Source organism: Methylophaga sp. UBA5088, from assembly GCF_002414625.1.
Lineage (GTDB): Bacteria > Pseudomonadota > Gammaproteobacteria > Nitrosococcales > Methylophagaceae > Methylophaga > Methylophaga marina.
In genome coordinates, this window is sequence record NZ_DIAC01000018.1 from 18143 (window position 1) to 18585 (window position 443).

Sequence of the window (443 nt, forward strand, 5' to 3'; positions counted from 1 at the left end):
TCGAGATGAATTGATGGTGCTTGTTGGCATTTGTACACATTTAGGCTGCTCCCCGACATACCGACCAGAATTAGCACCAGAAGATCTTGGCAAAGATTGGAAAGGTGGTTTCTTCTGTCCATGTCATGGTTCAAAGTATGACCTCGCTGGTCGTGTTTTCCAGAATATGCCTGCTCCGAAAAATATGCTCGTGCCTCCTTATCATTTTGAAGGCGACAATGTAGTGATTGTAGGTGAAAGTTTAGAAGGAGCCGCGTAATGTTTTCCGGATTTATGAACTGGGTAGATGCCCGCTTCCCTGCATCAAAAATGTGGCGTGAGCATCTTTCTGAATATTATGCGCCAAAGAATTTTAATTTTTGGTACTTCTTTGGTTCATTAGCTTTACTGGTTTTAGTCATACAGATTGTCACCTGTATATTTCTAACCATGAATTACAAACC

At 41.5% G+C, this 443-nt stretch carries 1 protein-coding gene and 1 pseudogene; both read left to right on the forward strand.

What is annotated here, in order from left to right; all coding sequences use genetic code 11:
- Positions 1–259: ubiquinol-cytochrome c reductase iron-sulfur subunit (gene petA / locus B4K20_RS02410; RefSeq protein ID WP_289281754.1), on the forward strand; the 259-nt coding region annotated here is incomplete at its 5' end.
- Positions 259–443, forward strand: a pseudogene (locus B4K20_RS02415) (cytochrome b); the annotation flags it as partial. The gene petA and the pseudogene B4K20_RS02415, both read left to right, overlap by 1 nt.